The organism is Hyphomicrobium sp. NDB2Meth4, assembly GCF_900117445.1.
Lineage (GTDB): Bacteria > Pseudomonadota > Alphaproteobacteria > Rhizobiales > Hyphomicrobiaceae > Hyphomicrobium_A.
Genome location: NZ_FPEJ01000001.1, coordinates 292,498 through 311,774, shown reverse-complemented (window position 1 = coordinate 311,774; position 19,277 = coordinate 292,498). Strand labels below are relative to the sequence as shown.

19 protein-coding genes and 1 riboswitch are annotated in these 19,277 nt (G+C 64.1%); of the genes, 8 read left to right on the top strand and 11 right to left on the bottom strand.

Going from position 1 to position 19,277, the window contains the following annotated elements; genetic code table 11:
* Positions 1-56: 56 nt before the first annotated feature.
* The 5 genes from NDB2M4_RS01495 (at position 57) to NDB2M4_RS01475 (ending at position 8,452) form a co-directional block, all read left to right on the top strand.
* Complete coding sequence (locus NDB2M4_RS01495; protein ID WP_244536019.1) at positions 57-812, top strand: SURF1 family protein; 756 nt, start codon at positions 57-59, stop codon at positions 810-812.
* A 304-nt stretch (positions 813-1,116) separates the two neighbouring features.
* The gene (thrC, locus tag NDB2M4_RS01490) at positions 1,117-2,535 is read left to right on the top strand and encodes a threonine synthase (RefSeq protein WP_072369203.1); all 1,419 of its coding nucleotides are present in this window, start codon (positions 1,117-1,119) and stop codon (positions 2,533-2,535) included.
* Complete coding sequence (locus NDB2M4_RS01485) at positions 2,526-3,794, top strand: M16 family metallopeptidase (protein WP_072369202.1); 1,269 nt, start codon at positions 2,526-2,528, stop codon at positions 3,792-3,794. The genes thrC and NDB2M4_RS01485 overlap by 10 nt, the downstream gene beginning before the upstream one ends.
* A 21-nt stretch (positions 3,795-3,815) precedes the next feature.
* The gene (locus NDB2M4_RS01480) at positions 3,816-4,430 is read left to right on the top strand and encodes a GNAT family N-acetyltransferase (RefSeq protein WP_072369201.1); all 615 of its coding nucleotides are present in this window, start codon (positions 3,816-3,818) and stop codon (positions 4,428-4,430) included.
* Complete coding sequence (locus tag NDB2M4_RS01475) at positions 4,427-8,452, top strand: EAL domain-containing protein (RefSeq protein ID WP_072369200.1); 4,026 nt, start codon at positions 4,427-4,429, stop codon at positions 8,450-8,452. Before NDB2M4_RS01480 ends, NDB2M4_RS01475 begins: the two co-directional genes overlap by 4 nt.
* A 50-nt stretch (positions 8,453-8,502) precedes the next feature.
* On the opposite strand, the gene NDB2M4_RS01470 is transcribed toward NDB2M4_RS01475, so the two are convergent.
* A complete protein-coding gene (locus NDB2M4_RS01470) occupies positions 8,503-9,111 on the bottom strand; it encodes a YqgE/AlgH family protein (protein ID WP_072369199.1) in 609 nt (202 codons plus the stop codon).
* A 176-nt stretch (positions 9,112-9,287) separates the two neighbouring features.
* Here NDB2M4_RS01470 and NDB2M4_RS01465 point away from each other — a divergent pair, with 176 nt between their 5' ends.
* Both NDB2M4_RS01465 and NDB2M4_RS01460 read left to right on the top strand, forming a co-directional pair.
* Entirely contained in the window at positions 9,288-10,109 is an 822-nt protein-coding gene (locus NDB2M4_RS01465; RefSeq protein WP_072369198.1) for a protein-disulfide reductase DsbD domain-containing protein, read from the top strand.
* 54 nt (positions 10,110-10,163) lie between these two features.
* A complete protein-coding gene (locus tag NDB2M4_RS01460; RefSeq protein WP_072369197.1) occupies positions 10,164-10,661 on the top strand; it encodes a peroxiredoxin in 498 nt (165 codons plus the stop codon).
* A gap of 63 nt (positions 10,662-10,724) precedes the next feature.
* On the opposite strand, the gene rnhA is transcribed toward NDB2M4_RS01460, so the two are convergent.
* Genes rnhA through ispH form a run of 3 tightly spaced genes read right to left on the bottom strand, consistent with a single transcriptional unit; the run spans position 10,725 to position 13,148 of the window.
* On the bottom strand, positions 10,725-11,183 hold the full coding sequence (rnhA, locus tag NDB2M4_RS01455) for a ribonuclease HI (protein ID WP_072369196.1): 459 nt from the start codon (positions 11,181-11,183) through the stop codon (positions 10,725-10,727).
* Positions 11,180-12,154, bottom strand: coding sequence for a homoserine kinase (gene thrB, locus NDB2M4_RS01450; protein WP_072369195.1), 975 nt, complete (start codon positions 12,152-12,154; stop codon positions 11,180-11,182). Before thrB ends, rnhA begins: the two co-directional genes overlap by 4 nt.
* Before the next feature lie 22 nt (positions 12,155-12,176).
* The gene (ispH, locus tag NDB2M4_RS01445) at positions 12,177-13,148 is read right to left on the bottom strand and encodes a 4-hydroxy-3-methylbut-2-enyl diphosphate reductase (RefSeq protein WP_072369194.1); all 972 of its coding nucleotides are present in this window, start codon (positions 13,146-13,148) and stop codon (positions 12,177-12,179) included.
* Positions 13,149-13,394: 246 nt separating this feature from the next.
* Here ispH and NDB2M4_RS01440 point away from each other — a divergent pair, with 246 nt between their 5' ends.
* Positions 13,395-13,991, top strand: a complete 597-nt coding sequence (locus NDB2M4_RS01440) for a hypothetical protein (RefSeq protein WP_139247046.1) — start codon at positions 13,395-13,397, stop codon at positions 13,989-13,991.
* Between the two features lie 421 nt (positions 13,992-14,412).
* Here NDB2M4_RS01440 and NDB2M4_RS01435 read toward each other — a convergent pair whose 3' ends face one another.
* The 7 genes from NDB2M4_RS01435 to NDB2M4_RS01405 form a co-directional block, all read right to left on the bottom strand.
* Positions 14,413-14,910, bottom strand: a complete 498-nt coding sequence (locus NDB2M4_RS01435) for a F0F1 ATP synthase subunit B family protein (protein ID WP_072369192.1) — start codon at positions 14,908-14,910, stop codon at positions 14,413-14,415.
* Positions 14,911-14,917: 7 nt separating this feature from the next.
* On the bottom strand, positions 14,918-15,472 hold the full coding sequence (locus tag NDB2M4_RS01430) for a F0F1 ATP synthase subunit B family protein (protein WP_072369191.1): 555 nt from the start codon (positions 15,470-15,472) through the stop codon (positions 14,918-14,920).
* 34 nt (positions 15,473-15,506) lie between these two features.
* Positions 15,507-15,731 carry a F0F1 ATP synthase subunit C gene (locus NDB2M4_RS01425; RefSeq protein WP_072371615.1) on the bottom strand — a complete coding sequence of 75 codons (225 nt, stop codon included), beginning with the start codon at positions 15,729-15,731 and terminating at the stop codon, positions 15,507-15,509.
* A 93-nt stretch (positions 15,732-15,824) separates the two neighbouring features.
* Positions 15,825-16,544 carry a F0F1 ATP synthase subunit A gene (locus NDB2M4_RS01420; RefSeq protein WP_072369190.1) on the bottom strand — a complete coding sequence of 240 codons (720 nt, stop codon included), beginning with the start codon at positions 16,542-16,544 and terminating at the stop codon, positions 15,825-15,827.
* A 49-nt stretch (positions 16,545-16,593) separates the two neighbouring features.
* Complete coding sequence (locus NDB2M4_RS01415; protein ID WP_072369189.1) at positions 16,594-17,004, bottom strand: AtpZ/AtpI family protein; 411 nt, start codon at positions 17,002-17,004, stop codon at positions 16,594-16,596.
* 157 nt (positions 17,005-17,161) lie between these two features.
* Positions 17,162-17,803, bottom strand: a complete 642-nt coding sequence (gene metW / locus NDB2M4_RS01410; protein ID WP_072369188.1) for a methionine biosynthesis protein MetW — start codon at positions 17,801-17,803, stop codon at positions 17,162-17,164.
* Positions 17,804-17,809: 6 nt separating this feature from the next.
* A complete protein-coding gene (locus NDB2M4_RS01405; RefSeq protein ID WP_072369187.1) occupies positions 17,810-19,009 on the bottom strand; it encodes a homoserine O-acetyltransferase MetX in 1,200 nt (399 codons plus the stop codon).
* 91 nt (positions 19,010-19,100) lie between these two features.
* Positions 19,101-19,180, bottom strand: a riboswitch (SAM riboswitch).
* Positions 19,181-19,277: the final 97 nt, after the last annotated feature.

Here is a 19,277-nt window from a genome sequence, read left to right as displayed (position 1 = left end):
GCGCCGCCGGCCTTCTGGCACTTTTAGACGTGCTCAAAGCTCTACAGGAAAGACGCTTGCTGTGGCCGGGGCTGGCTGTGCTCGTCGGCATGGCCGTGCTGATAGCGCTGGGCACGTGGCAGATGCAGCGGCTGGCGTGGAAGGAAGGGCTGATTACGGCCATCCATGAGCGGGCCCATGCGGCGCCCGTTGCGCTCGCGGACGTGGAGGCGCGGGCCGCGCGCGGGGAGGACGTGGAATATACGCGCGTCGCCGTATCTGGCCGGTTCGACCATGCCAAGGAAATTCACCTCTACGCGCTCGATGAGGCGGGCACGCCGGGGTTTCACATCATCACGCCGCTGATCGTGACGGGAGACGGCGTGGTGCTGGTCAACCGCGGGTTCGTGCCCAACGACCTCAAGGATCCCGCTCGCCGGGCGGCCGGGCAAGTATCGGGTGAGGTGAGCATCACCGGCCTGACGCGGCACCCCGATCAGCAAGGCATGTTCATTCCTGGCAACGATCCGGCGCGCAACATCTGGTATTGGCGCGACATCGAAGGAATGACCGCAGCGGCGGTGGGGCCGGACAACCAGGCCGTGCATCGTTTCTACGTGGATGCCGAGGCCGAGCCTGCGCCTCCCGGCGGCTGGCCGCACGGCGGTGTGACGCGGCTGACGCTTCCCAACCGGCACCTCGAATATGCACTGACATGGTATGGGCTGGCGGTGGCGCTGATTGCCGTGTTCGTTGCGTTCGCGATTTCGCGGACCGCTCCGGCGCGGAGCGGCCAGGGCGCGAACGGCGCAGAGACGTGGAAGCGTGATTAACCCGACCCTCGTGCGTCTGCTCGCGTCCGGTGAGGCCGGCTGTGCGTCGCAGCTGCGTGCGGATCGCTTGTAGGGCCCTTGCCGCGGCACTACTGTCCGCCAGCAAGGCTCGCTCGACGTCGCGGCGCAGGGCCGGGACCGGCATCGCAATCATATTCGACGATAGAATCACACTAGAATCAATGCCTTGCTAGAGTGGTTCAGCCCGACCGCAGGACCGTAGCGGCCGTTTGAAGGCAACGGCGAATTGCTCGATCATTGCGTAACGGCGCAGACACGTCATCTCGCACGGAGACTTTCGAATTTGAACTACATCTCGACCCGAGGTGAAGCGCCTCCACTGGGCTTTGACGACGTGGTCCTCGCTGGGCTGGCCAGGGACGGGGGCCTCTACGTCCCTGAGACGTGGCCAACGCTGTCGCACGAGACAATTGCGGCGCTGGCGGGAAAGCCGTTTGCCGAGGTGGCGGTCGAGGTTATTCACCCGTTCACCGGCGGGGCCATCTCGCGCGAAGAGCTGCTGGCGATGACGCGCGCGGCCTATGCCCGCTTCGATCATGCCGCGGTGACGCCGCTGGCGCAGATCGGGACCAACCGCTGGGTGCTGGAGCTGTTCCACGGGCCGACGCTGGCGTTCAAGGACGTGGCGATGCAGCTGCTGGCGCGACTGATGGACCGCGTGCTGGCGGAGCGCAACGCGCGGGCGACGATCGTCGGCGCCACGTCCGGTGACACGGGCGGTGCGGCGATCGAAGCATTCCGCGGCTCACCGCATGTCGACATCGCCATCCTGTTCCCGGAAGGGCGTGTTTCGGATGTGCAGCGGCGGATGATGACCACGCCGACCGAAGACAACGTGCACGCCATCTCGGTGCGCGGCAACTTCGATGACTGCCAGGCGCTCGTGAAGGCAATGTTCAACGATCACGGGTTCCGCGATCGCGTGGCGCTGGCGGGTGTCAACTCGATCAATTGGGCGCGTATTGCCGGGCAGGTGACTTACTACTTCGTCGCCGCGGTGGCGCTGGGTGCGCCGTACCGGGCAGTGTCGTTCGTCGTGCCGACGGGCAACTTCGGCGACATCTTCGCCGGCTACGTCGCCAAGCGCATGGGCCTACCGATCGACAAGCTGGTGATCGCGTCGAACGTCAACGATATCCTGCCGCGGACGCTGCATGAGGGCAGCTATGAGATGCGCGAGGTGGTAGCGACCAGCTCGCCGTCGATGGACATTCAGATTTCTTCGAACTTCGAGCGCTATCTGTTCGAGGCTTCCGGGCGCGATGCCCCTCTGATCCGCGCGAAGATGAGCGCTTTGCGCGAGACGAAGAGCTTCGATCTGGGGCCGCTGAGCGAGGCGATGCGGCGCGATTTTGCAGCGGCAGCGGCGAGCGAAGCGGACGTTGTGGAAGCGATCCGGCGCACGGCTGGCGAAAGCGGATACCTCGCCGACCCGCATACCGCATGTGCGATCGTTGCGGCGGAGCGGGAGCTTGGTTCCGCGGGGCGCGTGCCGCAGGTTATCTTGTCGACGGCGCATCCGGCGAAGTTCCCCGATGCGATGGAGGCGATTACGGGTGCGCGGCCGCCGCTGCCGGAACGGCTTTCCGACCTGATGACGGCAAAAGAGCGCTTCACCACTATCGACAACGATATCGGTGTCGCGGAAGGGCATGTCGAAGCGCTTACGCGCGCCGTACTGGAGCAGCGCCAATGGCGGTGAAGCTGACGAAACTTCCCAACGGACTGAGGGTGGTGACCGACAATATGCCCCACCTGGAGACGGTCTCGCTGGGGTTGTGGGTCGGCACCGGGGCGCGTCACGAGACGGATCGCGAGCACGGCATTTCGCATTTCCTCGAGCACATGGCCTTCAAGGGCACGCGGCGGCGCACGGCGCAGCAGATCGCCGAGGAGATCGAAGGCGTGGGCGGTGATCTCAACGCTGCTACCAGCATGGAGTCGACCGCTTATTACGCGCGCGTGCTGAAGGGCGATGAAGGCGTTGCGCTGGAGCTGATCGCCGACATCCTGCAGAACTCGGCGTTCGGCAGGCCGGAGCTGGAAGGGGAGCGGCAGGTGATCCTGCAGGAGATCGCCTCCACGCTCGATAGCCCCGATGACATCGGCTACGACCTGCTGCACGACGCGGCTTTTCCACTGCAGGCTGTGGGGCGTCCGATTCTCGGGACGCCAAAGAGCGTCTCGGCGTTCACCTCGGGCGATCTGAAGCGCTTCCTCGGGCGCCGCTACGGGCCTGGAAACATGGTGATCGCGGCGGCCGGCGCTATCCGCCACGAAAAGGTGGTCCGCCACGCTGAAGCCCTATTCGGAGGGCTGACTGACGACAAGCGAACAACCGGAGAACGGGTGGCCAAGTACGTTGGTGGAGTGCGCGTTTCAGAGAAGCCTTTCGAGCAGAGCCATCTACTGATCGGGTTCCCCAGTCCATCCTACAAGAGCGATGGCTTTTTCGCCGCTCAGGTGTTTTCCGGGCTGTTCGGCGGAGGCATGTCGTCGCGACTGTTTCAGGAGGTGCGCGAAAAGCGAGGGCTCTGCTACGCGATCTATTCGACGGCCTGGGGGTTGCGTGATGCGGGATTGTTCGGAATTCACGCGGCAACGGGGACTGCGTTGATGGGGCAACTTATCGACGTCATCGGGGCGGAGTTGAAGCGCGCTGCGGAAACTCTGCCGGATGCTGCGGAACTTGCCCGTTCGAAGGCGCAGCTCAAAGCCGGGCTGTTGATGAGTCTGGAGAGTAGCTCTGCGCGGGCTGAGCAACTGGCACGTAACGTACTGACGCACAACCGGGTGCTCGAAAACGACGAACTTATGGAAAAGGTCGAAGCGGTGACGGCCGACAATGTGCGTGATTTTGCGGCCGAACTCATCGATGGTGGTGTTTCGGTCTCGGTGGTTGGCAGCGGGCGGCGCTCGCGCAAGTTTGCAGAGCGGGCGGCGGAGTTGATCCGCAACTAGCGCCCCGGGGGACAGCGGCCGATGGCATTCCTGCGATCCTCGTCCGGATTTGAGAGCTCGATGATTCTGCGCGGGCGCAGCGTATGGCTGCGCGCGCCGATGCTCGGCGATTACTCGGATTGGGCCGAGCTGCGCGCCATGAGCCGGGATCACCTGACGCCGTGGGAGCCGCAATGGCAGCGCGATGAGCTATCGCGCGGGGCTTACCGCCGCCGCGTGCGGCACTATCAGCGCGAGGCGCGTGACGATCTCGGCTATGCCTACCTGATCTTCTCGGAGGCGGACGATCGCCTCGTCGGCGGCTTGACGCTGTCCAACGTGCGCCGCGGCGTCACGCAGACGAGTGTGCTGGGGTACTGGATCGGCAAGCCCCACGTGGGGCGCGGCTACATGACCGAGGCGGTACGGGCAGCGATAGGCTTTGCCTTCGATACGCTGCATCTGCATCGCGTCGAAGCAGCGACGATGCCGAGCAATGCTGCGTCGATCCGCGTGCTGGAGCGCAACGGCTTCCGGCGCGAGGGCTTCGCGCGCCAGCTGCTGAAGATCAACGGCGTCTGGGAAGATCATCTGCTGCATGCGCTGCTGAGCACCGATGCGCGCGGCGACGGCGACGCGGAGGTTTCTGCGGAATGATCGCACGCGGGAGAGCAACCGGATTCGTGCGCGGCTCCCGCGTCGGCGCCAGCGCCTATTTGCTGCTCGCCGTGCTGGTGATGCTGATCGCCCTGCCCGGGCGTGCGTTCGCACTGAAGCCGATCGTGATCGAGCCGGATCAGGATCGCGTCGAGGTGACGACGCTGGGCGAGTTTTACGATTCGCGCGGTGACAGCCTGCAGGTGGAAACGGCGCCGGCCGCGGACGGCATGACGGGCCGTATCTCGGTGACAGCGAAAACGCCGGGCACGAGCCCCAACTGGCTGGTGTTCGCGCTCACCAATCCGACTGACAAGCCGGTCGAACGCTGGCTGACCGCGCAGCGTTACAGCATCGTCGGCTCGGGGGCGGTGTGGCCGGACCTCGATGCGCAGCGCATCGAGGCGGTGACGCCGTCGATGGGCTTCGTGCCAGAGCGCATCAAGAGCGATCGCGCCGACATTTTCCGCATCACGATCGAGCCGGGGCAGACGGTGACCTACGTGGTCGAGCTGTCGTCGGATCGGCTGGCGCGGCTCTATCTGTGGAAGCCGGTTGAGTACGAGCTCTACTCGCGCGACCGGCTGCTGATGAACGGCGTGCTGATCGGCTTGACCGGTCTTCTGGCGATCTTCCTCACGGCAATTTTCGCGGCGAACCACAAGGCGATCTTCCCGAGTGCGGCTCTGGTCGCGTGGTGCGTGCTCGCCTACCTGTGCGTCGACTTCGGCTTCTTCCATAAGTTGTTCCAGCTCAAACCGGAGGACAATGCCGTCTACCGGGCGGCGGCCGAGTCCGCGGTGGCGGCAAGTCTCGTCATATTCATATCCGTGTTCCTGCGCATCGCGTTCTGGCATGGCCTGATACGCATGCTGTTCACGGTGTGGATCATTGCGCAGCTGACGCTCGTTGCGGTGGCGGTCATCGACCCGCGCCTGGCGTCGACGTTCGCCCGCATGTCGTTCCTGGTGATCGGTGGCGTCGGCGGGGCATTCGCGCTGTTCTTAGCGCTGCGCGGGCAGGATCGCGCTTTGTCGCTGATCCCGCCGTGGATCCCGTTCCTGATCTGGATATTCGGCGCAGCCATGGTGCTGACGGGCCGGCTGCAGGGCGATGCCGCGGTGCAGGGCCTCGTTGCGGGCCTGGTGCTGATCCTCATCCTGATCGGCTTTACGGTGACGCAGTTCGCGTTCCGCTCGCTGGAGCCGCTGTTCGGCGCCGCGCCGAGCGAACTGCAATTGCGGGCGCTGGCAGTCGACGGTGCGGGCTCGGCGGTGTGGGAATGGAGCGCGCGGCGCGACGAAATCAAGGTGAGCCCGGCGATCGAGGCGTCGCTGGGACTCAATCCGGGCGAGCTGTGCACCAAGGTCGAGGACTTCGCCAAGCATCTGCATCCGGCGGATCGCGAACGATTCCGCATGATCTTGTGGTCGGTGCAGGAACGTACCTGGGCGCGCATTCGCACTGAGTTCCGCATGCGCCACACGGACAACAGCTATCGCTGGTTCGAGCTGGAAGCGGCCAGCGTGCCGAACGAGGATGCGCGGGCGATGCGTTGCGTCGGCCTGGTGCGCGACGTGACCGATGCCAAGCGTGCGCATGAGCGGCTGCTGCACGATGCCGTGCACGATAGTCTGACGGGGCTGCCGAACCGAGAATTGCTGCTGGACCGTCTGGGTGTGGCAGCCAACCGTGCCGCCAGCGAGAACGGGGTGCGGCCGAGCGTCATCTTCATCGACATCGACAAGTTCAAGAGCGTGAACGTGTCATTCGGGCTGGTGGTGGGTGACAGCCTGTTGCTGACGGTGGCGCGGCGCCTGCAAAGCCACCTTGGGCCGCAGGATACGCTGGCGCGTGTCGGTGGCGATCAGTTCGCGATCCTTTTGGTGTCGGAGCAGAGCCCGCAGGATCTTGCCGGTCTTGCCGAGCGGGTGCGCCGCTCGCTGCGGGCGCCGATCAAGATCGCGGGCCAGGAGATCGTGCTGACGGGCTCGATTGGCATCGCAGTTTATGACGGGCAGACGCCGAGCCACCTCGACCTCTACAAGGAAGCCGAGATCGCGATGTACCGCGCCAAGCGCGGCGGCGCGGACCGGATCGAGATATTCCGGCCCGAGATGCGCGCGGACCGCGATGATCGGGTTACGATGGAGAGCGATCTGCGCAAGGCGCTCGCGAAGAACCAGATCAAAGTCTTCTATCAGCCGATCATCTATTTGCCGACCGAGGAGCTTGCCGGCTTCGAGGCGCTGGTGCGCTGGGAGCATCCCAAGCGCGGCCTGATGAGCCCGGTCGAGTTCATTCCAATCGCCGAGCAGTCGGACCTCATCGTGCGGCTTGGATCGCACGTGCTCTTGCGCGCGGCGCACGAGGCGGCGCGGTGGCAGCGCGAGTTGCCGCGCGAAGAGCGGCCGCTGTTCGTGTCGGTGAACATTTCCAGCCGGCAGATATTCCGCCAGAACCTGATCCAGGAGATCCGGCACATCCTCGGGCGCAACATCGTGCCGAAGGGGTCGCTGCGGCTGGAGATCACCGAGAGTCTGGTGATGGAGAATCCCGAGCAGGCGACGGAAATTCTGGAGTGGCTGCGCGGGGCAGGTGCGGAGCTGGCGCTGGACGACTTCGGAACGGGGTACTCCTCGTTGGCTTACCTGCAGCGGTTCCCGTTCGACACCATCAAGATCGACAGGGCACTGGTGCAGGCCAGCGGCGAAAGCGGCGGCGCCGGGTCGGCGATCGTGCGCTCGATCGTGGCGCTGGCGCACGAGCTCGGGAAGAACGTCGTGGCCGAGGGCGTCGAATCTCCGGAAGACGTCGGGTTTCTGCGGTCGATCAACTGCCAATATGCGCAGGGCTTCTACTACGGCGAGCCGATGACGGATCGCGACGTGCTGCAGCTTCTGAAGATGGTGCGCACCGCGGAGCACAAGCTGCGGCCGCGCGGCCTGTTCCGGGCGAAGACGAAGCGTTCGAAGAAGTCGGCCGACGATGTGGTGGCAACGAATGGTGCCGCAGCAGCGCCGGAGGGTGCCCCACATGTGAACGGGCATGCTCCGGCCGTTCAGCCGGAGCAGAGTCCGGTTCGCGCGCGGTTGCGCAATGGCGTGCTCGGGCGGATGGCGCCATCGGCGGCTGGAGATGGTAACGGACAACTTCAACTGCCGCGGATCGTGTCGGGCGGTCCGCCCCCACCGCTGCAGCCAGCGCCTAACGGAAATGGTGCGGGGATCGATTTCTCACCGCCGCCGATGTCCGATCATATGATGTCCGATCAGATGGGCGAGCATCCGCCGATGCCGCCGCCGATGCAGCCACAGCACCATGCGCCGCCGCTGCCGCCGATGCACGATCACATGGGTGATGTCGAGCAGCAGCCGCCATTTGCAGCGCAGCCCGCTTCGTTCGAGTTCGACGGCACACCGCAACAAGCTGATTTCGGCGTGCCACCGCCTCAGCACTTGGAGCAGTTCAATACGCCGCCTCCGCTCGAGCCGACGGCGCCGCCGATGCATGACAACAGCGGCCCGCCGATCATGCCGCCGATGAATGGCGCACCGCCGTTGCCCGACGATTTCGCGCACGACCAGCGGCCGCCCATGCCGCCTCCGCCGGGCATGCCGGGCGGCATGCCACATGAGCTGTCACACGACTTGGGACACCCGATGCCGCCGCAGGGTGAGGTGCCGCCTCCAATGGCCGCGGCAGCCGGACGGGCCGCACCGCCGCACGAGCCGCCGCCATCGCACGCTGCACGACCGGAGCCGACGACGCGGCCGGTGCGGAACGCGCCGCGCAGTGGCCAGGCCGCCAAGCCGCGGCTCGGTCCGGCGGCAAACCGCATCTCCGGCGCAAGCAAGTCAACAAAGCCAGATTTCTCTGGATTGCCTCCGGCGATGGCGGAAAGTCTCGCCAAGCTTGCGGGCGTGCCGTGGCCTCCGCCCGCCGAGGGCGCCGGCCAGCGTGAGCTCGAGAAGCATGGTGCGGGCGCACCGCCACCCGGCAAGCCGCGCAAAGAGGGCTAATCGATCGACAGCTCGGTCACGGGTGATGATTGCGCCGCATCGCGCAAGGGTCAGGCGTGCCCGGCGTCGCTGACGAGGTGCGAAGGATCGATGCCGATCTTTGCCAAGGCGCGGGCATACTTGCCTTCCAAATCGGGATCGAAAATCAGATCGGGATCGGCGGGACAGTTGAGCCAGCCGTTGGCCTGTATCTCGCTTTCGAGCTGGCCGGGCGACCAGCCTGCGTAGCCGAGCGCGAGCAGCGCACGGTTGGGGCCGTGGCCGGAAGCGATGGCCTTGAGGATGTCGATCGTGGCGGTGAGGCAGACGCCGTCTTCGATCGGCAGAGTGGATTCATCGACGAAGTAGTCTGCGCTGTGCAGCACGAAGCCGCGCCCGGTTTCAACCGGGCCGCCAACGTGAATAGACATCCTGTCGACGCCGCCACCTTCCCCATCGGCGGGAATGATGTCGAGGCGTTCGAGCAGGTCGGGGAACGAAATGTGCGAGGCGCGCTGATTGATGATCAAGCCCATAGCGCCTTCTTCGGAGTGTGCGCACATGTAGATGACAGAACGTGCGAACCTCGGGTCAGACATGACGGGCATGGCGACCAGAAGCTGGCCGTCGAGGTATCCCTCGGCAGCTGAAGGGTGCTTCTCTGAGCGTGTTGTCTTCATGGGGGAAGATTAGCTTGGCTGGTGCCGCGGGTGAAGCGGTCAATTACAGCGATGGGGCGCCCGCATATTGGGCAGTTCAGCTAATTTGTTAGGACAGCGGCGTATGCGAGCGCACGGTGAGGCGCTACAACGCTGCTCCGGACGGACTTAGATAGCAGTCAAGAGGTAACTCTTTCATGCGCCGACTTCTGATCGTGTTGACCGCTGCACTGGGGTGCCTTGGTGGTTTTCGTGCGAGCGATGCTGCAGCCGAGATTGCGTCGCCCTGGGTCGATGGACACAGCTCGCGAGTCCGACTGGTCGGCGGTGCGAGCCTCGTCGGAATTGAGATCGAGCTGCCGGAGGGATGGAAGACCTACTGGCGCACACCGGGTGAGGCGGGCGGCGTGCCCCCGGCGTTCGATTGGTCTGGTTCGAAAAACCTCGCTTCGGCGCAAGTTCTTTACCCTGCTCCGAAACGGTTCAGCGATTCATCGGGCGACACCGTCGGGTACAAGGGAACCATCGTGCTGCCGGTGCGCTTGAAGGCAGAGGATCCGGCGAAGCCGATCGAGGTGCAACTCGGCATCGACTATGGAGTTTGCAAGGATATCTGCATTCCGGCGCAGGCCAAGCTGGAGCTGACGCTGCCGCCGGGCACGCCAATGCCAGAAGAGCTGATCGACGCGATGACGAAAATCCCGGCGCCAGCGGAAGCGCGGCGGGAGGCCGATCCGATCGTGAAAAAGGTTGCTGCGGAGCTGAGCGGTCCCAAGCCGCACATTACTTTGGATGTGGAGCTGCCGGGCGGAGCTGAGCACGTCGATGCGTTTGTAGAAGCGCCCGATGGTGTCTACGTTCCGCTGCCGAAGAAGACGAGCGATGACGGCAAGGGCCAGGTGACGTTCGAGGTCGATCTCAGCCGCGATGTCGATATTCCGGCGCTCAAGGGCAAAGAGATGACGGCGACCGTCGTTTCGGACAAAGGGCAGTCGGAAGAGAAGTTTCCATTGCAGTGAGCGCAGGCCGTGCGTTCAAGGACATCAACAAAAGCTGAAAGACAAAGGTGAGTGATGACGATCAAGGTTGGCGATAAATTGCCGGAGGCGAGCTTCGCCGTGATGACGAGCGAGGGCCCGGCCGAGAAGACGACGGCAGAAATTTTCGCCGGCAAGAAGGTGGCGATGTTCGCGGTGCCGGGTGCGTTCACGCCGACATGCCAGCAGCAGCACGTTCCGGGGTTTGTTGCGCGCGTCGATGAACTGAAGGCCAAGGGCATCGATACGATCGCGTGCACGGCGGTGAACGACATCTTCGTGCTGACGCAGTTCGCGAAGGAAACCGGCGCCGAAGGCAAGATCCTCATGCTTGCCGACGGCAGTGCGGACTTCGCCAAGAAAGTTGGGCTCGATATCGATCTGTCGAGCCGCGGCTTCGGCGTGCGCTCGAAGCGCTACTCAATGCTCGTCGAGGACGGCGTGGTGAAGTCTCTCAACGTCGAAGACATTCCGCCAAATCACGACAAGTCGAGCGCGGAAACGCTGTGCTCGATCATCGATCATACGCTGTAAGAGGGCTTTACGCGGGGTCCCGGGTCTTGCTCGCGTTGCTCGCTGCGCCCCTGGATCACAAGCTCAGCCGCGTTTGCTGCGCTTGAATTCTTCCATGCCGAGGCGAGCGAGCTCATCGGCGCGCTCGTTCTCGGGGTGGCCGGCGTGGCCCTTGACCCAACGCCAGTCGATCTCGTGCACGCGGCGGGCTTCATCCAGACGCTGCCATAGCTCGGCGTTCTTCACCGGCTTCTTGTCGGCGGTGCGCCAGCCGTTGCGCTTCCAGCCGTGAATCCAGCTGGTGATGCCGTTCTTCACGTAGACGCTGTCGGTATGAAGCTCGACGCGGCTCGGGCGCTTCAGGGCCTCGAGTGCGGAGATGGCGGCCATCAACTCCATGCGGTTGTTGGTGGTGAGCGCCTCGCCGCCGGAGATTTCCTTGCACTTGTCGCCGTAGGTGAGGATCGCGCCCCAGCCGCCCGGTCCCGGATTTCCCGAGCAGGCGCCGTCCGTGTAGATGATGACGGGCGTTTCGACGCTCATTTGTCGGTTCCGTTGAGGCCGTAGTCGGCGATTGAGCTGACGCCCTGGTGGAAGCGCAAGCGGCGAATGTAATCAGCCGGGTTCTTCGGCGTGACGAGCGCGTCCTTGGGCGTGTTCAGCCAGTCGTAGGCGCGCGTCAGCAGGAACCGCATGGCGCTTCCGCGCGCCAGGATAGGCATCGCGGCGCGTTCGGCGAGCGTCAGCTTGCGCACCTCCTCATAGCCGCGCAGGAAGGCGCGACCCTTGGTGATGTTGAAGGAGAGGTCCTTCTCGAAGCACCAGGCATTGAGGCTGACGGCGACGTCGTAAGCGAAAGCGTCGTTGCAGGCGAAGTAGAAATCGATGAGGCCGCTCAGCTCGTCGCCGATGAAGAAGACGTTATCGGGGAAAAGGTCGGCGTGGATGATGCCCTCGGGCAAGTCGCGCGGCCAGTTGGCTTCGAGGAATGCGAGTTCCGTCTCGACGAGGCCCGACAGGTCGGCGCTGATCTCGGGAGCGCGTGCCTTGAAGCGGTCGTAGAGCGGGCGCCAGCCGTCGAGGCCGAGGGCGTTGGCGCGGCGCATGGTGAAGCCCTCACCGCCCAAATGCATCGTCGCCATCGCGCGACCGACTGCGGCGCAATGGTCGGCAGTCGGTCGGCGCGGCCAGACGCCTTCGAGGAAGGTGACGAGCGCGGCGGGGCGGCCCGAGAGCGTCGAAAGGTTTTCACCGGCCGCGTTGCGCACGGGCGTGGGGCAGGAGACGCCGTGGGCGGCGAGATGCTCCATGAGGCCGAGATAGAATGGCAGGTCGGCGACCTCGACGCGCTTCTCGTAGAGCGTGAGGATGAACGGCCCCTTTGACGTGTGCACGATATAGTTCGTGTTCTCCACGCCTTCGGCGATGCCCTTGAAGGACAGCAGGTCCCCCAGGTCATAGCTGGTGATGAAGCTCGCCAGCTCCTCGTCACTGACTTCAGTGTAGACGGCCATGGGTCGCGTTCGATTTTTGGGGCTAGGCGGCGGAGGATGGGGTGGGACGCAACTCGCGCGGGACGTTGAAGGCGATACGCTCCTGCGCCGTCGTGACTGTCTCCAGCTTGACGTCGAAGCGCTCACGGAAGGCTTCGATCACCTGCTCGACCAGCGTTTCGGGCGCGGACGCACCGGCGGTGATGCCGACGCTTTCAATATTCTCGATTTCGCCCCAGGGGATGTCACCCGCGCCGTCGATAAGCCGGGCGGTGGCGCAACCGGCGCGCTGGGCCACTTCGACCAGACGCAGGGAATTGGAGCTTTGCGGGCTGCCAACGACCAGCAGGCAGCCGATTTTGGGCGCGATCGCCTTGACCGCAGCCTGGCGGTTGGTGGTGGCGTAGCAGATGTCTTCCTTGTGCGGGCCGACGATGTCGGGGAAGCGGCGGCGTAGCACAGCGACGATCGAAGCCGTGTCGTCGACCGACAGGGTCGTCTGAGTGACGAAGGATAGCTTCTTGGGGTCGCGCGGCTCGATACGCTCGGCGTCCTCAGCGGTTTCGACCAGCGTCACCGCACCCTCCGGAAGTTGGCCCATCGTGCCGATGACCTCGGGGTGGCCAGCATGGCCGATGAGGAGGATTTCCAGACCTTCCTCGTGGTGGCGGGCGGCTTCGATATGAACTTTGGATACCAAGGGACAGGTTGCGTCGAGGACGAACATCCGGCGGTGCCTGGCGGCGGCGGGCACCGACTTGGCGACCCCGTGTGCCGAAAAGATCACGGGCTGGTCGGTGTCTGGAATGTCGTCGAGCTCCTCCACAAAAACGGCACCTTTGGCCCGCAGGGAATCGACGACAAATCGATTGTGCACAATCTCGTGCCGCACGTAGACGGGAGCACCGTACTTGGCCAAAGCCAGTTCTACGATCTGGATGGCTCGGTCTACGCCGGCGCAGAATCCACGCGGTGCCGCCAGATAAATGGTTAGCGGCGGCCGGGATTGGGGCATTGCGGTTTTAGAGGGAGCGGACATCGCTTTCTCTGTCTACCTAAGTGCGCTGCGATGCAAGGCGCTTGGTTGGGGTGGTTGGGGGTGCTAGGCTTGAGTGGCAACAATACAGGAAGCCTCCACCGTCGGCCTAGGGGCTTTGAGACCGGCGTGGATGAAGGGGGCGGCGAGGGGTCGAGTCGCAGCACCATGAAGGATTCCGCAACCACAGTTGCGCGTTTCAGCGCGTCTTTATGCGCTTGCGGGATGTTAACGCTGCTGGTCAGCGGGTGTGGCCTTTCGTCCTTAACCTCCGGTCTTGGCGGCGGCATCTTTGGCAGCTCGTCGACGCAGTCGACGTCGGCACCAGGTGTCAGCGAAGAACAGCTCCTTTCGGCAGCGAAGCAAGACGTCGGGCCAAGCGCACCCGTGGGTGAGGTGGCTGCGGGCTGTCCGCGTCTCACCGTGTCGCCGCACGGCGGACATCTGACCATCTATGAGGACGGTCGCGCCGGGGATGGCCTCGCCATCATGCATCGCGGTGAGATCACCAAGACGGCGCGCGAGTGCCAGATCGAGCCTGGCCGCGTGACGGTACGCTACGGGTTCTCGGGCCGAGTGCTGCTGGGGCCGCGCGGGCATGCCGGTACGGTGCGCCTGCCCATCACTGTGAATGTCACGGATGCCAAGCGGGCGCGTATCACGGGGGACACTGTGACGGTCGATGCGACGGTCGCGGTGGACAATCCGATCGCCTATTTCTCGACGGTGCGCTCGATCACGTTCGACATCCCCGAAGGCACGCGCCCGGGTGAGTTCGAGGTGTTCGTCGGCTTCGACCAGAACGCGCAGGGCGCGGGTTAAGTTTTTTTGGTTTCCTCAGTGACATAAGTGGCGCGAAGCTCTGCATGCGGTTGGCCGTGCGCAAGCTGATGGCCGCGCCACTGGGCGCGGGGGCCTTTGGCCCCTTGCCGCTTCGCGGCTGAGAGAGGGTTCGGTCCGCCGCCTTCCCACTACCGTCATCCCGGCTCTGGCCGGGACCCAGTCGCGCTGCCTCGACCGCGACGGAAGAACGAGTTCGCACCAGCTGAAAGCGCTGTCCGCCTCCGCACCTGACGAGTGTGCTGAAGCTAACGCAGGCCCCGACCGGCGTCGGGGTGACGTTGAGTGTGCCGCCTCCCTTGATCGATGAAACCGGGGCTATGGCGAACAGCAGAACGCCCCGGCAAGCGATGCTTGGCCGGGGCGTTGCGTAGTGCCCGAAGTTGTCTCGGTTGCCGTAAGCTCAGTTCAGCTTGCCGGCCAAATCCTTGATGCTCTGCTCGACGAGGCCAGCAGCGGTTGCGGCCTGCGAAGCCCTGTTCTTGAGGATCTTCTCGGCGGCGGCGATGGCGCTGTCGACGGCAGAAGAGCGAACCTCGGCGAGGGCCTGGGCCTCGGCGCGGGCGATCTTCTCCTCGGCCGACTTGGTGCGGCGCTCAACCGATTCCTGCATCGCCTTGCGGGTCTGGGCGGTGAACGCCTCGGCCTCGCGCTTGGCCTGTTCGAGGATTTCCTTAGCCTCGTTCTCGGCTTCGCGGCTCTTGCGCTTGTAGTCGTTCAAGAGCGACTGGGCCTCGTCGCGAAGGCGGCGGGCTTCGTCCAGCTCGCGGCGGATCGCATCGGCGCGGTTGTCGAGCGCGTTACCGATCGTGGCCGGAACCTTGTAGTAGAGGATCAGGGCAACGAAGGCGAAGAACGCGATCATCACCCAGAAGGCGGGATCGCTCAGATCGAAATGCATCGCGTCCTCACTCGGCTGCTGGCTGGATCGCTTTTTTGACTTCGGCGGGGCTTACTTCCTCGCCGAGCAGCTTACCAACCACTGCGCTGGCGGTCTCAGCAGCGATCTCATCGACGCTGGCGAGAGCCTTGTTCTTCGTGGCGGCGATGCGGGTTTCCGCATCAGCCAGCTTGGTGGCCAGCTCGCCTTCAATTTTTGAGCGCTCGCTCTCGGTGTCCGCGGAGAGACGATCACGAACCTCCTTCGCCATCGAGGAGGCCTTCTGGCGAGCATCGCTCAGGGCCTTCTCGTAGGCGGCGAGGGCGGCGTCCGTCTCACCCTTGAAGCGCTCGGCGGCATCGAGATCGCGCTGCACACGATCACGACGTTCCTCGAGGACTTCGCCGATGCGCGGGAGCGTCACCCGCGACAGCACCAGATAAAGCAGGACGAAGGTGACCGCGAGCCATGCGAGCTGCGGGGCGAAGTCTGCCGGGTTTAGCTGTGGCAGACCCCCAGCCTTTTCCTCGTGCGCACCCGCGGCGGCTGCCGCCACGAGCAACGCTGAGATAGCTGCGATCATCGTATCCTCCTCGCGCCGTCGCGTTCCTGTCCGATTAGGCGAACAGGATCATGAGCGCGATCAACAGACCGAACAGACCGGTCGCTTCGCAAAGCGCGAAGCCGATCAGCAGGTTGGTGAACTGGCCCGGAGCGGCCGACGGATTGCGCAGCGCACCCGACAGGTAGTTGCCGAAGATGTTGCCGATGCCGACACCGGCGCCGATGAGCGCGAAGCAGGCGAGGCCGGCGCCGATGAACTTTGCTGCCTGAGGATCCATAGTGGTCGTCTCCATTCGGGTTTTGGTTTGAACTTGTTCGTTACGATGAAGTCCGGACCAGGAGTGAAGCCTCAAGCCCGGCCTTCATAGCGTTTAGTGGTGGTGCATGTTCACCGCATCGTTGAGGTAGATGCAGGTCAGCACCGTGAAGATGAATGCTTGCAGGAAGGCCACGACCAGCTCGAGGCCGGTGAAGCCGACAAGGAACACCAGCGGAGCCCAGCCGCCGAGGACGCCGAGGCCGATAACGAAGCCGGCGAAGACCTTCAGCATGGCGTGGCCGGCCATCATGTTCGCGAACAGACGGACCGAGTGGCTGATGGGGCGGATGAGGTAGGAGATCAGCTCGATCACGACGATGATCGGCAGCAGCCACCACGGCACGCCATCAGGCACGAACAGCTTCAGGAAGCCGACGCCGTGGTTCATGAAGCCGATGGCGGTGATGATCAGCCAGACCATGGCCGCGAGGGCGAAGGTGACGATGATGTGGCTCGTGACAGTGAACGAATAGGGCAGAAGACCCAGAAGGTTCAACACGAGGATGAACATGAAGATCGTGAAGATCCAGGGGAAGTACTTCATCCCCTTCTCGCCGACGATGTCACGCACCATGTTGGCGATGAATTCGTAGCTGAGCTCGGCCGTGGACTGCAGGCGGCCCGGAACGAGGGCGCGGCGGTTCATGGCGATGAGATAGAAGAGGGGAATGATCGCCAGCGCGATCACCATGAAGAGCGAAGCGTTGGTGAACGAGACATCGTAGCCAAACAGCTCAATCGGGATGAGCCGCTTGATTTCGAACTGTTGCATGGGGCCGTGTGCCGCTCCATGCGCGCCTTCTGCAGCCAAGGTCAGCTCCCTACCTGTCGTCCTCGTCGTCGTCATCTTTGACGGACGGCGATGCAAGCTGTGCGGCTTGCTGCTTTCTCTGTTCTTCCTGAGCCGACCGGATCACGTTCGTAATGCCGGCGGCAAAGCCGAGCATGACAAACAAGACCAGGAGCCAGGGCCCCGTGCCGAGTTGGCGATCGATCGCCCACCCGATAAACCCGCCGACGCCAACACCGACCAGCAGCTCGGCGGCGAAGCGGAATGCCTTCGCGAAGGCTGCGCCGTTCACTGCACCGGCAGCCGAGCGTTCCGCTGGCTCGCGGCGGGTCTTCACCGCATCGAGCCGCTTTCCGATCGCCTCTGATCGCTGTCGAAAGGCCTCGCGCTCCTGGGGGCTAAGCTCGCCATGCCCCGGGGTTTCGTTCTTCCCTGCGGACATGGTTTTGACCGGCCTTGTTGCGCTTTTCGAGGCTTACGAAAACGGCAGGTTTTATCAACGGCGCGCACCATAGTGACGGCCCCATGGGGTGTCAAGAAAGGGCCGGAAACGTTGAGGGTATGGCGAAACCGCGCAGGTTTTCTCGAGGGCCTCCAGACTAGCGGGGAGGGCGTTTGCGCAGCTGGAACACGGCCTTTTCGCCGAGAAGGTTCTGCAACGATAGCGAATGACGGATCGGCAGCTTCTGGCCGGAGGTGTTGAAAGCGACCGCTTCCTCGACCTCGGCGTCGACGACGGCGGCCAGATCGACGAAGTCCTTAATCGTGCACAGGTGGCCGTTTGGGCTCTCATACCAGGAATCGGGCAGGCTTTCGGTTCGCGGCATGCGGCCGGTGAACATCAGGTCGAATCTTACGCGCCAGTGCCCGAAATTCGGGAACGAAACGATGGCCCGACGCCCGATGCGCAGGAGATTCTCTAGAACGGTCTTGGGGTAGCGCGTGGCCTGGATGGTGAGGCTGAGGATGGCGTAGTCGAAGGCTTGGTCGGGGTAATCGGCCAGATCGCGGTCGGCGTCACCCTGAATGACCGACAGGCCGCGCATCACACAGGCGTTCACCCGCTCGCGCGACAGCTCGACGCCGCGGCCGTCGGTATTCCTCGATTCAGCCAGGAGTTGCAGAAGGGCGCCGTCGCCGCAGCCGACATCGAGGACGCGCGAGCCCGGCTCGACCATTTCGGCGATGAACAGGTGGTCGGCGCGGTGCGGTCCGGCGAGGGGGGCATTGGGCTTCAGCATCGGATCCTACACTTTCAAGCCGCGCTTAGTGCCGGCAGAGCTGAGGAAGCCGTGCACGGTGGCGAAGAATTCGGGTTCCTCAAGCAGGAAGGCGTCATGGCCCTTGTTGCTGTCGATCTCGACGAAGGAGACGTTGGCGGCGACGGCATTGAGGGCGTGGACAATCTCGCGGCTTTCGCGCGTCGGATAGAGCCAATCGGATGTGAATGAGACGACGCAGAAGCGGGTCTTGGTGCCGCGGAATGCGTTGGCCAGCACGTCGCCGCGCTCGGCGGCGAGATCGAAGTAGTCCATTGCGCGGGTAATATAGAGGTAGCTGTTGGCGTCGAAGCGGTCGACGAAGGTCGAGCCCTGGTGGCGCAGATAGCTCTCCACCTGGAAATCGGCGTTGAACGAGAAGGTGACCTTCGAGCGCTCCTGCAGGCTACGGCCGAATTTGCGGTGCAGCGCATCCTCGGAGAGATAGGTGATATGCGCGGCCATGCGCGCGACGGAAAGGCCGTTGCGCGGGACTTTGCCGTGGCTGTGATAGTCGCCGCCGCACCAGTCGGGGTCGGCCATGACGGCCTGGCGGCCGACTTCGTGGAAGGCGATGTTCTGTGAGGAATGCCAGGCGGCGGTGGCTATGGGCACGGCTGAGAAAACGCGCTCAGGATGGCTCGCGGCCCACTCCAGCACCTGCATGCCGCCCATCGAGCCGCCTATGACGCAGAAGAGCTGATCGATGCCGAGGTGATCGATGAGGCGCACCTGCGCATTCACCATGTCGCCGATGGTGATGACGGGGAAACTCAGCCCGTAAGGCTTGCCGGTCTTGGGGTCGATCGAGGCCGGGCCGGTTGAGCCCATGCAGCCGCCGAGGATATTGGGGCAGATGACGAAAAAGCGATCGGTATCGATCGGCTTGCCAGGGCCGACCATGATGCTCCACCAGCCGGGTTTCTTGGTCACCGGGTTTTCGCTGGCGACGTACTGATCGAGCGTCAGAGCGTGGCAGATGAGAATGGCGTTGGATTTGTCGGCGTTGAGTTCGCCATAGGTCTCGTAGGCGATAGTGATGGGCGCGAGGAACTGGTCGCAGGCGAGGCGCAGCGGCTCGCTCTCGGGCAGGCGGAGCACCTTGCTCGACGGGTTGTTGGCCTCGGCGAGGCGCAAGGAGTGCCCTGCGTTGGGTTCAACGTCGGCAATTGTCGGGTGCACTGCCATTGCGGTTGCGCGCTCCTTGGCCCACGCACAACGCGAGGGCACAAACAGAAAACCCGGCCGGATTCGCGGGCCTCTAAGGCCGCTCATCCATCACCGGGTGCGCGCGGCCTTTTTTAGCGACTTATTTAACGTGGTTGCAAGCCGGCCGGCCAAATCACCACGAGTTCCAGCATCGAAATATCGGGATGGAAGCGGCGGCGTCAAGTGGTGCCCGTTCGGGCTGCATCGAATTCGGGTGCGCGTGCGGGCCGCGAGGTTATCCGGGGCG